The following is a 12,319-nucleotide window of genomic DNA, read 5'->3' as shown; positions in this document are numbered from 1 at the left end:
CCTCCGTAGGTCTCGCCCCGGCCCGTCGTCGGCCCTGACCGGGATGGTACGCACGAACGTCCGGCGGCGAACCTCGGGCACGGCGCCGGCCCGGCCGGCAGGCGTCGGCCACAGGCTGCGTCCGTACCCTGACCCCATGACCACGGACGACGACGACATCAACTTCCGCACCCGGAAGTGGATCAAGCCCGAGGACCTCAACGCCAACGGCACCCTCTTCGGCGGCAGCCTCCTGCGGTGGATCGACGAGGAGGCGGCGATCTACGTGATGATCCAGCTCGGCAACGAGCGGGTGGTCACGAAGTACATGTCCGAGATCAACTTCGTCAGCTCCGCGGAGCAGGGCGACATCGTCGAGATGGGTCTGCGGGCGACGGCGTTCGGTCGCACCTCGATGACGATGCGCGCCGAGGTGCGCAACCTCTTCACCCGGCAGAGCATCCTGACGATCGACAAGATCGTCTTCGTCAACCTCGGCGCGGACGGCCACCCGGCGCCCCACGGCTACACGGAGATCACCTACGACCGCAACCGCATCCCCGAGCGGCTCAGGCTGCCCGCCAAGCGGCACGGCCGCGAGTAGCGGACCGGCGCCGAGGCGTCCGTGCCAGGATGTCGACCGTGCGACCCGACCTGACTCACCTTCAGCGCTGCGTCGACCTCGCCGAGGAGGCGCTCGAGGCCGGCGACCAGCCCTTCGGCTCCGTGCTCGTGGGCCCGGACGGCACGGTGCTGGCCGAGGACCGGAACCGGATCGCGAGCACCGGCGACCCGACGGCGCACCCCGAGATCGCCCTCGCCCGGTGGGCAGCCGCCCATCTGGGCGCGACCGAGCGGGCGGCCGCGACCGTCTACACCTCCGGCGAGCACTGCCCGATGTGCTCGGCGGCGCACGGATGGGTGGGGCTCGGCCGGATCGTGTACGTGCACTCCTCGGCCCAGCTCGGCGCGTGGCTGGCCGAGCTCGGCGTCGCGCCGGGGCCGGTCCGGGCGGTCCCCGTGCACGACGTCGTCCCCGGCGTCACCGTCGAGGGGCCCGTCCCGGGGCTCGACCTGCGGATGCGCGAGCTCCACCGGCGCTACCACGCCGGCTGAGCGGCTCCCGGGTTGCCGACCGGCGCCGTCCGCCGCACCATGTTCTGGGCGTTCTGCGCCCGAGGTCATCGTCCCGGCGGCAGATCCGCCGGGACGCGTCGCGTCACGATGGGTTGGTCAGGTTGAGGGCAGGTAGCGGTCGGGCGGCGCAGCCGCGAGGTGAGGTCTCCGTGCTCTCGACCGACGCCCGCACCCTGGTGACGCTGGGCGGCGAGATCGACATCGAGCTGACCGCCGAGCTCGTCGGGGCCTGCGACGTCGCCCTGCGCCGGGGGCGGCCCGTCGACTTCGACGTCCGCGCCGTCACCCACATGGACTCGTCCGCGATCGCGCTCATCGCCCGGGTCGCCTACGCGTCGCCCACCCCGCCCCGGCTGATCCGCCCGCCCGGGGTGGTGGAGTTCCTGCTGGAGGTCACCGGGATCGGCGAGGTCGTCGAGGTGACCGATGCCGACCCCGATGTGCCCGACCCGAGCGAGCCCGTGGCCGCCGGGTCCTGACGCGCACCTGCGGTCCCGCGGCGCAGCAGGCGCATCGCGTTGGCGATGACCACGAGCACCGAGGCCTCGTGGACGAGCATCCCGATCGCCATCGTCACGCCGCCGGCGAAGACGCCGGCCAGCAGCAGGGCGACCGTGACCAGGGCGACGGCGATGTTCTGGCGCATCACCGAGACCGTGCGCCTGGCCAGGCCGATCGCCTCGGGGAGCCTGAGCAGGTTGTCGCCCATCAGGGCGATGTCGGCGGTCTCCACGGCGACGGCGGAGCCGGCGGCGCCCATGGCGACCCCGAGGTCCGCGGCGGCCAGGGCCGGGGCGTCGTTGACGCCGTCGCCGACCATGGCGACCGTCAGGCCCCGCCGCTGCAGCTCGCGCACCGCGTCGAGCTTGTCCTCGGGCAGCAGCCCCGCGCGGACCTCGTCCACCCCGGTGGCCCGCCCGATCGCCTCGGCCACCGCCGGGGCGTCGCCGGTGAGCATGACGACCCTCCTCACCCCCGCCGCGTGGAGGCGGCGGACCATCTCGGCGGCGTCCTCGCGGACGCGGTCCGCGACGGCGATGACCCCCACCACCCGGCCGTCGACCGCGACGACCATCGGGGTGCGTCCGGCGGCGGCGAGCTCCTCGGCCGCGCGGACGGCACCGTCGGCGACCACGCCCTCGGCGGCCAGCAGGGCCGCGTTGCCGACGAGGACGCGGTGGCCGCCGGTCGTGGCGACGACGCCCCTGCCGGGCACGGGCTCGGTGCTCTCGGGCAGGCCCGGGGTCGCGAGTCCCTCCGCCGCCGCGGCGTCGAGGATCGGGCGGGCGAGCGGGTGCTCGGAGCCGGCCTCCGCGGCCGCGGCCCAGGTCAGGACCTGCTCGCGGTCGAGCGCGGGATCCAGGACCACGACGTCGGTCAGGTGCGGCCGCCCCTCGGTGAGGGTGCCGGTCTTGTCGACGGCGACCGCGTCGATCCTGGCGGAGCGCTCCAGGAACTCCCCGCCCTTGACGAGGATGCCGTCCTTGGCGGCCCGGCCGATGCCGGCGACGATCGCGACGGGGATCGAGATCACGAGCGCCCCGGGGCAGCCGATCACCAGCAGGGTCAGCGCGAGGACGACGTCCCCGGTGAGCAGGCCGGCCACGACCGCGAGCAGCATGATGCCGGGGGTGTACCAGGTGGAGAACCGGTCGATGAAGGCCTGGGTCCTGGCCCGCGCGTCCTGGGCCTCCTCGACGCGGTGGATGATCCGGGCCAGGGTGGTGTCCGCGCCGACCCCGGTGGCGCGGACCTGCAGGAACCCGCCGCGCGAGACCGTGCCCGCGTAGACCCGGTCGCCCTCGGCCTTCTCGGCCGGGACGGACTCCCCGGTGATGGAGGCCTCGTCCAGGGCGCCGGTGCCGGCCAGGACCTCGCCGTCGACGGGGACCTTCGCGCCGTTCTTGACCAGCACCGTCTCCCCCATGACGACGGCGGCGGCCGGCACCTCCACCTGCTCGCCGTCGCGCATCACGACAGCGACGTCGGGGGCGACGGCGACCAGCTCGGCCAGAGCGGAGCGCGTCCGGTTCATCGTGCGCGCCTCGAGGGCGTGCCCGACGGCGAACAGGAAGGTCACCGCGGCGGCCTCCCAGTACTCGCCGATGATCACGGCGCCGGCCGCGGCGACCGAGACCAGCAGGTCGATGCTGACGGCCCTGGCCGTCAGCGCCCGGCCCGCCTTGACCGCGACGGGGACGCCGGCGACCACCGCGGCCGCCACCATGAGGGCGTCGCTCGCCGCGTCCGACCCCAGCACCCGGGCGACGACGAACGACACCAGGATCAGCGCCCCGGCCGCCGTCGGCACCCCCCACGGCCCGTGCCACCACTGCTGCAACCTCGTCATGATCCGCTTCCTCTCCGCCTCTGCCGCCCCGGACCGGGGCTGCTGAGAACGACGCTAGGAAGCGGGCGGGCGACCGACCATGACGGGCGTCAATCAACCGCGACGAGCGAATCGCGGGCGACGTCGGCCGGTCAGCCGATGCGGCCGCCGTACGGCAGGAGGTTGCCGCTCCAGACCGGGACCTCTTCGACCGTCTTGTCCTTGCTCGGCGCGTGGACACGCATCTTGCTGCCGTTCGAGACATCGGAGTAGATCGCGACGTGGTAGATCCCGTTCGGCTGCCCGTTGCTGGACCAGAACATCAGGTCGCCGGGCTGAAGGTCGTCGAGTGCGACGCGGGTCGTCGCGGTCCACTGATCCCTCGTCGTGCGCGGCAGCTTGACCCCGGCCCTCTCGTAGGCGCGCATGGTCAGCCCCGAGCAGTCGTAACCGTCGGGCCCGGTGCCGGCCCAGACGTACGGGATGCCGATCTGGGTGCGCGCCCAGGCCAGGGCGGTCAGGCCCGCACCTCGCGAGGGGGCGGGCGGGACGTAGGACGCGGCGATCCTCGACATCTCGTCGGTGACGACCGGCGGCGCGGTGCCCGTGTTCTTGCCGTCCTCCTCGAGTCCCGCGAGGACGGGGTCGTCGTCGGGCACGACGTCGGACCCCGACCCGGTCGGCGCCGGCTCCTCCAGGCGCCGCACGCCGAGCGAGTCGACACCGTCGCCGTTCCAGTCACCGACCAGCGTGGTGTCGGTGGCCCGGCCGTACACGACCTCGAGGTCGGCCTCGCCAGCACGGATGGCGTTGGCGACGTAGTAGACGCTCCCGCGCCGCACCGTGAAGGTGTCCTCGCCGTCGCCGTCCCAGTCGCCGACGTAGACCTCGTCCTCCGGCCGGCCGTACGCCGCGACCTTGTCGGCCGGCCCCGAGGTCATCGAGTTCCGCACGTGGTAGTCGCGCCCCCGCCGCACGGCGAAGGTGTCCTGAGCGTCCGCGTCCCAGTCGCCGACGAGGACGGTGTCGCCCACCCGGCCGTAGGCGATCACGTGGTCGGCGACCCCCGAGACGAGGGTGTTCTTGACGTGGAAGAGGTTCCCCCGCCGGACGGCGAGGGTGTCGACGCCGTCACCGTCCCAGTCGCCCACGAGGACCGTCTCCCCGGCACGCCCGTAGGAGAAGGTCAGCTCGTGCGGCCCGGTGGTGTTGGTGTTCCGTACGTAGAAGGTGTTGCCGCGCCGATAGGCGAGGGTGTCGACGCCGTCACCGTCCCAGTCCCCGACGAAGACGTCGTCGCTCGCACCTCCGTAGCTGAGCTCGACGTTGGCCAGGGGGGAGAACGTGTCGGAGAGGTAGTAGCCGGCGCCGCTCCCTCCGACCTCCCCGCCCTTGGCCGCCGCGGCCGGCAGGCCGACGACGGTGCTCGCGGCGACCAGCCCCGCTGCAACCAGCGCCCTGATGCGTCGTCCCACGTTCCTGTCCCCCGAAGCTCGTGCGAGTTACGGTCCGCCACGGTCCGGCGACCCGACCCGTCCGAGTGTATGGACGCGGAACCATTTTTCGGACGGAACGAAGGCACTCGTTCACTTCTGCCACGGATGTCACATCTGCCCCACCAGTGCACAAGTGACATATCGAACGTCAGTTCGATCCCGGGCGTACGATGGGTGCGTGGCGATCGAGCAGGTTCCGCTGCGGGAGCAGGCCTACAGCCTGGGACCCGCGCAGTACGGCACGCCGGTGCACCAGGCGACCGAGCCGCTGCCGGTCTCCGCGTGGATCCACACGCGCAGCGGCCACCACCTCGTCACCGGCGTCGCCGTCGGCTGGACGCCGAGGGCGGCGCGGATCCGCTACACCGACGAGCACGGACGCGAGGGCTACGCCTGGGTGTGGGCCAACGCCGTCACCCGGCGGTGAGCGGCGTCAGGAGAAGAGCTCTCCGATCCCGGAGCCGCTCTTCCCGGCCTGCTGGTTGCCGCTGGCGTTGACGGACTCGCTCGGCTGGACCAGCACGTACCCCTGCCCGCCGAACGCCATCTGGAACGTCTCCCCGGTCCCGCCCCGGACCATCGACCGGAGGCCGCCGGTGTCCACGCGCACGTCCATGGTCACCCCGCCGGTCCACAGCACCACCGCCTGCGCGTCGCCGAAGGTGGGCGCGCTGGCGACGTCGAGCGCCACGGGCTCACCCTTGGTCGCGATCGCCACGTAGCCGGTACCCCGCAGCGAGACGTTGTACAGCCCGCCGGTCATGGCGGCGCCACGAGCCTGGATGCGGTGGATGTCCCACTCGATCGAGGCGGAGAACGCGAGCACGTTGTTGCCGTTGACGGAGACGAGGTCGTTCTCGAGGTAGATGATCTGCACGTCGGCGGCGTCGTCGGCCACGAACAGCTCACCCTGCCCGGTGCACTGCATCATGTTGACGCCCTCGCCCGTCACCGCGGACTTGAACATCTTGCCGAGGCCGCCCGCGCCCTTGTTCTCGAAGCGGATGTCGCCCTGGTAGGCCACCATCGAGCCTGTCTTGGCCCAGACCGGCCCGTACCCCATCTGGATCTTCAGCAGCTTCTTGTTCTGGAGCGAGAAGGGGTCCTGCGAGACGTTCTCGCGGAAGTCGTGGAACAGGGTGCCGTGGATAGCCATGGGTGCTCCCGTCGTCGTGGCGGTCGGGCAGGGCGGAGCCGTGCCGTCGTGGCAGAACCTATCGGAAGCCGCCTACGCTGCCAGGGTGCCGGACGCGCCCGCGACCGGCACCACGATCCCTCCACGGCACGGAGGTCGGCATGGGCCTGCCGCAGCGCTGGGACCCGGCCGGGCCGGGCGTGCTCGTGCTGCCGTCCGGACGCACGGTCCGCGGCCGCGGGCTGCGCACTCCGCCCACCGGGCAGCCCGCGTTCACGCTGTTCCTGCTCGGCCGCCGGCCCCCGGCCGTGGCATGGCCCGCCCGGTGGGTGCGCTGGCCCGACTTCCGGCTGCCTGCCGACCGTCCCGACGCCGAGGCCGCCCTGCGGGAGGCCTGGCTGCGGGCCGCGCAGGAGCGGGTGGAGGTCGTCTGCGCGGGCGGGCGGGGACGCACCGGCACTGCGCTGGCGTGCCTGGCGGTCCTCGACGGGCTGGCGCCGGACGCCGCGCTGAGCCTGGTCCGCGAGCGCTACGACCGACGGGCGGTCGAGACGCCGTGGCAGGCGGCGTTCGTGCGCCGGTTCGCCGCGGTCAGGCCATGTCGATGAATCGCTCGGCCACGGCCGACGGGCCGATCACGACCACCGTGTCGTTCCAGTTCAGGATCGTCTCGCCGGTGGCGTGGCCCCAGGTGCCGTCGGGCTGGCGCACGGCGACGACGTTGAGGTTGTGCTTCTTGCGGAAGCCCACCTTGTCCAGCGGCCGGCCCACCATCGACGGCGGGGCGGGGGCGGTCACCATCGCGAAACCGCCGCCGATGTCCTGGTAGTCGGCCAGGGAGCCGCGGAGCAGGTGCGCGGTGCGCCGGCCCATGTCCGCCTCGGGGTAGACGACGTGCTGGACGCCGAGCTGGGTGAGGATCTGCCCGTGCGGGTCGTTGATCGCCTTGGCCCAGACGTTCTCGACCTCGAAGCGCAGGAGCCAGGAGCTGACCAGGATGGAGGCCTCCACGCTGGAGCCGATCGCCACCACGGCGTGGGAGAAGTCGGGCACGGAGAGCTGCCGCAGCACCTCCTCCTTGGTGGCGTCGGCCCGCACGACGTTGGTGAGCACGCCGCCGAGGGACTGGACGATGTCCTCGTCGGTGTCGATGCCGAGGACGTCGACGCCCGCGCTCGCGAGCTCGATGGCGAGCGCCCGGCCGAAGCGGCCCAGGCCGACCACGACGACCGAGTCGTCGCTGTCGAGCGCGACGCGGTGGCGATGAGTGCTGCTAGCCAATGAGGGGTCTCTCCTTCGGGAGTTCGTACAGCAGGGCGCGGGTGCGCAGCGCGAGCGCGGAGGCCACGGTGATCGGGCCGACGCGGCCGGCGAACATGATCACGACGAGCATCAGCTGCCCGGCGTCGGGGAGCAGGTGGGTGATGCCGGTGGACAGGCCAACCGTGGCGAAGGCGGAGATGACCTCGAAGAGGGCCTGGTCGAGGCTGAAGGGGGTGGTGATCAGCAGGATCCACGTGCCGGTCATGACGACGGCGACGGCGAGCAGCGCGATCGTCGTCGCCTCCCGGTGGAGCGACCGCGGGAGGCGGCGGCCGAACATGTTCACGGCCGTCCCGCCGCGGATCTCGGTGACGATGATGAACAGCAGCACCGAGAAGGTGGTGATCTTCAGGCCGCCGGCCGTGCCGGCGGGGCCGGCGCCGATGAACATGAAGACGTCGTGGGCGAACCACGTCTGGGTGTGCATGGCGGCCACGTCCAGCGTGTTGAAGCCGGCGGTGCGGGCGGCGACGGCGGTGAAGAACCCGGCGAGCAGCTTGCCGGGGGTGTCGAGCGGGCCGAGCGTGCCGGGGTTCGACCACTCGAGGGCGAGGACCGTCGTCGTGCTGACCACGAGGAGCACCGCGGTGCCGGCGAGCACGACCTTGGCGGTCAGGCTCCACCGCGCCGGGAACCGGTAGGAGCGCACCAGCTCCAGCACCACGGGAAAGCCGAGGCCACCGAGGATCACCGCGGCCGCCACGGGCAGGCAGACCCACGGGTCGGTGGCGAAGCGCATCAGGTTGTCGGTGTAGAGGGCGAAGCCCGCGTTGTTGAAGGCCGAGACCGCGTGGAAGACGCCGTGCCACAGGGCCCGGCCCGGCGTGTAGTCGTAGGCGACCACGAGCCGGCCGGCGACGACGGCCGCGACGACCGTCTCGATCGCCAGCGCGGTCCGGGCGACGCCGAGGAGGACGGCGCGCAGGTCGCCCAGGCTCAGCGTGCCGAGCGAGGCGCCGGTGACCATGCGGGTGCGGAACCCCAGCCGGCGTGCCGTCAGCAGGCCGAGCAGGGACGCGAACGTCATGATCCCCAGCCCGCCCACCTGGATCAGTCCGAGGATGACGAGCTGCCCGAAGCCGCTCCAGTACGTGGCGGTGTCGACGACGACCAGCCCGGTGACGAAGACCGCCGAGGCGGCCGTGAAGACGGCCTCCACCGGCGGCGCGCCGCCGGCCGGCGACACCGGGGCGGGCAGCGGGCCGGCGGGCGGCGCCTCGGTCACCGACGCCGGCAGCATGAGCAGGGCGGTCCCGGCCGCGAGCGCGACGAGGAAGCTGAGGACGATCACCTGGGCGGGATGCCTCAGGTGCGGCAGGTGGAACAGCCGCCGGTTGCGTGCCGACGGCCCGCGGGTGAGCACCGCTGAACGGTAGACCCGCAGCGCTGTCCGCAACAGGCTCTCGGCTGTCTCCTCCGCCACACCCCGCGCACCGAGGGCACGTGTCGGGAGCGTCTCCTTCCGGCGTCGACGGAATTTCCTAGCTGCACCCGGCCGTTCCAGCCCAGAACCGTCCGGCGACGCCGGACGCTGGCCACCGCACACCTGAGGAGCACACATGAAGATCGCCGTCTACGGAGCCACGGGCATGATCGGCCGCGAGATCCTCGCCGAGGCCGCCGGCCGGGGCCACGACGTCAGGGGGTACTCGCGGTCCGGGGGCGACGGCGTGGCCGTGGCCGACCTCGGCGACACGGAGAGGTTCCAGCAGGTCGCCGCCGAGCACGACGCCGTCATCATGTCCCTGTCCCCGGACCGCACCGGCGGGTCGCACGCGCCGCTGCTCGAGGCCTACGACCGCGTCATCGCCGCCCGGCCGGGCGCTCGCCTGATCCCCGTGGTGGGGGCCGGCAGCCTCGAGGTCGGCGACGGCCTGCTGCTCGACGACCCGCAGGTGCCGGAGCTGTACCGCCCGGAGATGGTGACGATGCGCGAGGTGCTCGAGAAGTTCCGCGCGTCGGAGGGGCTGGACTGGACGGCCGTCTCCCCGGCCCCGCAGATCGCCCCGGGCGAGCGCACGGGCAGCTACCGCACCGCCGCCGACACCCCGGCGGGCGAGGCCATCTCCACGAAGGACCTCGCCGTCGCCATCCTCGACGAGCTCGAGAACCCGCAGTTCCGGGGCCGGCGCTTCACCGCCGCGAGCTGAGACCGGCCAACGCTGCGGGGGTGCCGGCTCAGGCCGGCTCCCCGACGGCGGAGCCCGCGCACCGTCGCGCGGCGTCGCGGTGGTAGGTGCCGCGCGCGACCGCCAGCTCGAACGCCACGTCGTCCGAACGGATGATCTGCCGGACCACCGAGTCCGGCACGCCCGCCTCGAGAGCCTGGACCACCGCGACGTTGCGGGCCATCAGCAAGGACTCGCTGATCACCGGCGTGGAGACGAACTCGTAGTGCGCGGCGCGCAGGCGCGCGACGGCCTGCCCGTACGGTCCCAGCGGCAGCGGTGTGGCCACCGTGGTCGTCAGGGCGGCGCCGGTCAGGTCGTCGGTGGTCTTCATGCTGAGCCCTCCCGGACCTTCTTGCGCGGACGTCCGGGCGGTCCGTGCAGGCAACCGGTGGGGACCTCATCACGCTAGGGGCCTGAACAACTCTGGCACGAAGCACGGTTCGCCACCCGGTCACCGCCGGCACGCGCAACCGCCGCAGCATCGACGCGGGCACGCCCCGCTGGAGCGATCCGCGCATGCCCCCTCGCACATGGGAGGGCAACCGGGGGGTTGCACCACCGGTTCGACAGGTGCGACCTAGAGGTTGCACACCATATCCACGGAGGGACCGACATGGACGAGTTCGACCGCATCGAGCGGCAGATCGAGATCGGCGCGCCGGCGTCACGCGTGTGGCAGCTGGTCAGCGAGCCGGGGTGGTACATCAACGACAACCAGATCGTCGAGCACCGGATCGAGCGGTCGGGGCCGGTGGCCGTCGTCCACGACCCGGTGCACGGCGCCTTCGCCTTCCGCACGGTCGCGCTCGACGAACCCCGGTACGCCGCGTTCCGGTGGCTGGCCGACGCCGCTGACCCGGAGGCCGCGTCGACTCTCGTGGAGTTCTGGATCGAGGAGACGTCCGAGGCCTCGGTCGTGCTGAAGGTGGCCGAGAGCGGTTTCGCCTCCCTGCCCGGCGACGCGCAGGAGCGCCGCCGGCGGTTCGACGAGAACACCGAGGGCTGGACGATCGAGCTCGCCCTCGCCAAGAGCCACCTCGAGGGCGTCCGTGCCGCCCGCTGAGCCTGCACTGCAGGTCCCCACGGTCTGTGCGGCCCTGGCCGACGAGACCCGCTGGGAGATCCTCGTCCGGCTCGGCTCCGCGCCGGCGTCGGCCTCGACGCTCGCGTCCGAGCTGCCCGTCTCCCGGCAGGCGGTCGCGAAGCACCTGGTCCTGCTCCGTGAGACCGGGCTGGTCTCGGCGGAGCGGGTCGGCCGCGAGGTCCGCTACGCCGCCGTCGGAGCGCGGCTGAACGCCGTCGCCCGGACGCTCGAGGGAGTCGCGGCCGGCTGGGACCGTCGCCTCGAGGACATCAAGGTGCGGGCGGAGGCGGGCGACGGGCCGCCCGCGAAGTCCGTGTCGTAGCGGGCCGGTCCGTTCTACGGTCGGTTCGCGAGCGCCTGTGCTACCAGCTGGTCGAAGGGGCCGAGGGCTACCAGATCGCGGTGCTGACCCCCATAGAGTGACGACGGACGGTGCCCGGCCGCGCGGCCGGGCACCGCCCGTGTGCTGCGACGATCAGTTGACGCCCCACAGCTCCTTGAAGCCGTCCTGGTAGTCGGTGCCGCCGAACCACGAGCCGGAGGCCTCGCCCTCGGGGGTCAGGTCCAGCTCGCCGACGTTGTCGGCCGTGAAGATGCGCCGGTAGGGGAACTCCAGCTTCTGGACGCTCTCCTCGCCGGACATCATGCGCAGCACCTGATCCGCGCCGTACCAACCCAGGGCGTCGAGGTTCGTGCCGATCTCGCTGCCGATGGAGCGGCCCTCGCCCAGCATCTGCATCACGGCGAGGGTGCCGTCGGAGCTGCTGACGGTCACGCCGTCGACCTTGCCGGCGCTCTGCAGGCCCTGGACGGTGGGCTGGACGATGACGTCGAAGGGCACCTGGACGTGCGTGATGTCGGGGTTGCGCACCAGCGCGCTGCTGACGAGGCTCGGCAGCTTCTGCAGCTGGCCGGTGTTCGTCTCGACGACGGTGACGTTGCAGTCGGGGCAGGCCTCCTCGTAGGTCGCGAGCGCACCCTGCTCGGTCCACAGCGTCGTGGCCGGGGTGTCGGTGACCTTCACGACCAGGACGTCCGCCTGGCCGCCGGAGTCGGCGATGATCCAGTTGGCGTTGAGGGCCTGCAGCTGGACGTTGTCCGGGGTGAGGTAGCCGACCTTGTCCGGCTCGCCCGGGCCCTCCGGGGCCACGAGCATGTACAGCAGCGGGATGCCGGCGTCGCGCACCGACTGGAACGCGACGGAGGCCAGCTCGTCGGGGATGGAGCCGGAGACGACGGCGTCGGCCTTGGCGTCGACCGCCTGGGCCAGGCAGCTGGCCATGGACGCGGGGCTCGCCTCGCCGTCGCAGACCTGGACGTCCACCCCGGCGGTGGCCAGGGCCCGGGCCATGCCGTCGCCGACGAGGTGGAACAGCGGGATCTTGTAGTTGGCCGGGATGTAGTAGACGGTCTTGCCCTCCAGGGCGGAGAGGTCGCCCAGCGCGGGCCCGGGAGGCGTGAACTCCTCGACCGGCCCGGAGAAGCGGTCGACCATCTCCTGGGCGGCCGCGACGGCAGGGCCGGCGTCCGCGGTGCCGGCGCCACCGGCGGCCGCGGTGGCCTCCGGCGCGGGCGTGGCACCGCCGCACGCGGCGAGCAGCAGGGCCGAGGCGGCGACGGCGCCGCCCCACAGAGCCTTGACAGACTTCTTCATCTTCAGGGTCC

General features: G+C 72.7%; 14 protein-coding genes. 7 read left to right on the top strand and 7 right to left on the bottom strand.

The window, feature by feature from the left end:
- Window positions 1-136: 136 nt before the first annotated feature.
- A complete protein-coding gene (locus KZX45_RS07900; RefSeq protein ID WP_248257166.1) occupies window positions 137-583 on the top strand; it encodes an acyl-CoA thioesterase in 447 nt (148 codons plus the stop codon).
- Window positions 584-612: 29 nt separating this feature from the next.
- Window positions 613-1,095 carry a nucleoside deaminase gene (locus KZX45_RS07895; protein WP_248257165.1) on the top strand — a complete coding sequence of 161 codons (483 nt, stop codon included), beginning with the start codon at window positions 613-615 and terminating at the stop codon, window positions 1,093-1,095.
- Window positions 1,096-1,444: 349 nt separating this feature from the next.
- On the opposite strand, the gene KZX45_RS07890 is transcribed toward KZX45_RS07895, so the two are convergent.
- Window positions 1,445-3,466, bottom strand: coding sequence for a cation-translocating P-type ATPase (locus tag KZX45_RS07890; RefSeq protein WP_248257164.1), 2,022 nt, complete (start codon window positions 3,464-3,466; stop codon window positions 1,445-1,447).
- Between the two features lie 131 nt (window positions 3,467-3,597).
- Window positions 3,598-4,920: a C40 family peptidase gene (locus KZX45_RS07885; protein WP_248257163.1), complete on the bottom strand. Its 1,323-nt coding sequence runs from the start codon at window positions 4,918-4,920 to the stop codon at window positions 3,598-3,600.
- Window positions 4,921-5,119: 199 nt separating this feature from the next.
- Between KZX45_RS07885 and KZX45_RS07880 the strand changes: the two genes are divergently transcribed.
- Window positions 5,120-5,368: a hypothetical protein gene (locus KZX45_RS07880; RefSeq protein WP_248257162.1), complete on the top strand. Its 249-nt coding sequence runs from the start codon at window positions 5,120-5,122 to the stop codon at window positions 5,366-5,368.
- Between the two features lie 6 nt (window positions 5,369-5,374).
- On the opposite strand, the gene KZX45_RS07875 is transcribed toward KZX45_RS07880, so the two are convergent.
- Entirely contained in the window at window positions 5,375-6,097 is a 723-nt protein-coding gene (locus tag KZX45_RS07875) for an AIM24 family protein (protein WP_248257161.1), read from the bottom strand.
- 140 nt (window positions 6,098-6,237) lie between these two features.
- Between KZX45_RS07875 and KZX45_RS07870 the strand changes: the two genes are divergently transcribed.
- Window positions 6,238-6,684 carry a protein phosphatase gene (locus KZX45_RS07870; RefSeq protein WP_248257160.1) on the top strand — a complete coding sequence of 149 codons (447 nt, stop codon included), beginning with the start codon at window positions 6,238-6,240 and terminating at the stop codon, window positions 6,682-6,684.
- On the opposite strand, the gene KZX45_RS07865 is transcribed toward KZX45_RS07870, so the two are convergent.
- On the bottom strand, window positions 6,668-7,357 hold the full coding sequence (locus KZX45_RS07865; protein ID WP_248257159.1) for a TrkA family potassium uptake protein: 690 nt from the start codon (window positions 7,355-7,357) through the stop codon (window positions 6,668-6,670). The genes KZX45_RS07870 and KZX45_RS07865 overlap by 17 nt on opposite strands.
- Window positions 7,350-8,762, bottom strand: a complete 1,413-nt coding sequence (locus KZX45_RS07860; RefSeq protein ID WP_248257158.1) for a potassium transporter TrkG — start codon at window positions 8,760-8,762, stop codon at window positions 7,350-7,352. The genes KZX45_RS07865 and KZX45_RS07860 overlap by 8 nt, the downstream gene beginning before the upstream one ends.
- Window positions 8,763-8,958: 196 nt before the next feature.
- On the opposite strand from KZX45_RS07860, the gene KZX45_RS07855 reads away from it, so the two are divergent.
- A complete protein-coding gene (locus tag KZX45_RS07855; RefSeq protein ID WP_248257157.1) occupies window positions 8,959-9,549 on the top strand; it encodes an NAD(P)-dependent oxidoreductase in 591 nt (196 codons plus the stop codon).
- Between the two features lie 28 nt (window positions 9,550-9,577).
- Here the strand turns inward: KZX45_RS07855 and KZX45_RS07850 are convergent, their stop codons facing one another.
- Window positions 9,578-9,901: a hypothetical protein gene (locus tag KZX45_RS07850; protein WP_248257156.1), complete on the bottom strand. Its 324-nt coding sequence runs from the start codon at window positions 9,899-9,901 to the stop codon at window positions 9,578-9,580.
- A gap of 282 nt (window positions 9,902-10,183) precedes the next feature.
- On the opposite strand from KZX45_RS07850, the gene KZX45_RS07845 reads away from it, so the two are divergent.
- Window positions 10,184-10,633: an ATPase gene (locus KZX45_RS07845; RefSeq protein ID WP_248257155.1), complete on the top strand. Its 450-nt coding sequence runs from the start codon at window positions 10,184-10,186 to the stop codon at window positions 10,631-10,633.
- Entirely contained in the window at window positions 10,620-10,976 is a 357-nt protein-coding gene (locus tag KZX45_RS07840) for a metalloregulator ArsR/SmtB family transcription factor (RefSeq protein WP_248257154.1), read from the top strand. Before KZX45_RS07845 ends, KZX45_RS07840 begins: the two co-directional genes overlap by 14 nt.
- 153 nt (window positions 10,977-11,129) lie before the next feature.
- Here the strand turns inward: KZX45_RS07840 and KZX45_RS07835 are convergent, their stop codons facing one another.
- Window positions 11,130-12,308, bottom strand: a complete 1,179-nt coding sequence (locus KZX45_RS07835) for a substrate-binding domain-containing protein (protein ID WP_248257153.1) — start codon at window positions 12,306-12,308, stop codon at window positions 11,130-11,132.
- Window positions 12,309-12,319 lie beyond the last annotated feature (11 nt).

It is taken from the genome of Georgenia sp. EYE_87 (assembly GCF_023148685.1).
In the GTDB taxonomy this organism is placed as follows: Bacteria; Actinomycetota; Actinomycetes; order Actinomycetales; family Actinomycetaceae; genus Georgenia.
Note: the sequence above shows the minus strand (reverse complement) of the source record. Positions and strands in the feature narration are given on the sequence as shown.

Excerpts from the sequence above, each read along its gene's own strand:
- KZX45_RS07900 (WP_248257166.1), top strand. The coding sequence starts at position 137 with ATGACCACGGACGACGACGACATCAACTTCCGCACCCGGAAGTGGATC.
- KZX45_RS07895 (WP_248257165.1), top strand. The coding sequence starts at position 613 with ATGTCGACCGTGCGACCCGACCTGACTCACCTTCAGCGCTGCGTCGAC.
- KZX45_RS07890 (WP_248257164.1), bottom strand. The coding sequence starts at position 3,466 with ATGACGAGGTTGCAGCAGTGGTGGCACGGGCCGTGGGGGGTGCCGACG.
- KZX45_RS07875 (WP_248257161.1), bottom strand. The coding sequence starts at position 6,097 with ATGGCTATCCACGGCACCCTGTTCCACGACTTCCGCGAGAACGTCTCG.
- KZX45_RS07870 (WP_248257160.1), top strand. The coding sequence starts at position 6,238 with ATGGGCCTGCCGCAGCGCTGGGACCCGGCCGGGCCGGGCGTGCTCGTG.
- KZX45_RS07855 (WP_248257157.1), top strand. The coding sequence starts at position 8,959 with ATGAAGATCGCCGTCTACGGAGCCACGGGCATGATCGGCCGCGAGATC.
- KZX45_RS07850 (WP_248257156.1), bottom strand. The coding sequence starts at position 9,901 with ATGAAGACCACCGACGACCTGACCGGCGCCGCCCTGACGACCACGGTG.
- KZX45_RS07845 (WP_248257155.1), top strand. The coding sequence starts at position 10,184 with ATGGACGAGTTCGACCGCATCGAGCGGCAGATCGAGATCGGCGCGCCG.
- KZX45_RS07835 (WP_248257153.1), bottom strand. The coding sequence starts at position 12,308 with ATGAAGAAGTCTGTCAAGGCTCTGTGGGGCGGCGCCGTCGCCGCCTCG.